1 protein-coding gene and 1 pseudogene are annotated in these 876 nt (G+C 45.5%); both read right to left on the bottom strand.

Going from position 1 to position 876, the window contains the following annotated elements; all coding sequences use genetic code 11:
* Window positions 1-292 (bottom strand): hypothetical protein (locus A3756_RS25465; protein ID WP_197481542.1); only part of this gene is annotated, 292 nt, incomplete at its 3' end.
* Window positions 293-297: 5 nt separating this feature from the next.
* Window positions 298-876 (bottom strand): annotated as a pseudogene (locus tag A3756_RS28430) (type III pyridoxal 5-phosphate-dependent enzyme); the annotation flags it as partial.

Below are 876 nucleotides of genomic sequence, written 5' to 3'. Positions count from 1 at the left end.
GAATCATGGCTTTAATCGTTGGCCCAGCCAAGTGAAAAGCAGACTTAATATCCATTGAAAAAGCCAGCATTGGAATTGCCAAGGCTATGGCGACTTCAGTTACCTGAGTTTGGATCGAGAGCACATCGCTACCGGGCAAGTAGTTCTGGATATTGAAACCCGATAGCACAATACCCGAGGCAAAAGCCAACACCACGACACCCAGCTTGTCGAGAATGGCCCAGCGCTGAGCAGCGACAATCAACACAGCGGGAAAGCTGAGTAAAACGAGAATAAAGAAAATACCCATCACTACAACTATTGCTCCCAGCGAGGTGTTTTTGAGGTATCAAATACAGACCACCAAGCAACAATCTTTCCCTGATCATAGACAGCTATTTGCCCGAACTGGAGAAACAAGGCTTCACTTTGTCTGGGCCGGAAGAACATATAGTCGTTAGGCTTTAGCTCAGAAGACTCTGCAAGCGAATACATTTCCTGATTGCTTGAGCAACCGTACAACTTCACTCGTTCAGAGCCTTCTGGATAGCACGGATCAGCAAGCCAATTGCCACCATAAATAAAGCACGCCTTCTTCGGTAACAGCTTCGCACTCCGCAAAAAAGGAGATAAAGATGAAGCAATGGGCAAACTTGGTTTTTCAATTACCTTTAAAATGGGGGCAGCAATAAATGCGGCAGGCACATGATGCTCCAGAGTTGGAATATCAAAGTCGCTGGGCTTAACCAGAGCTGACGAAACTGCTAATTCATTCCTAAAATCGCCTTGCTGATACAAGGAATAAGTTGGGCTTCCCCCTGCGTTTAAACATAGCCCTTCATGAGAACCAAATACTTCGTCAACCACATTAACAAAACGCTGATAGCTACTTTTTGC

The sequence above is a fragment of the Oleiphilus sp. HI0086 genome (genome assembly GCF_001635225.1).
Note: the sequence above shows the minus strand (reverse complement) of the source record. Positions and strands in the feature narration are given on the sequence as shown.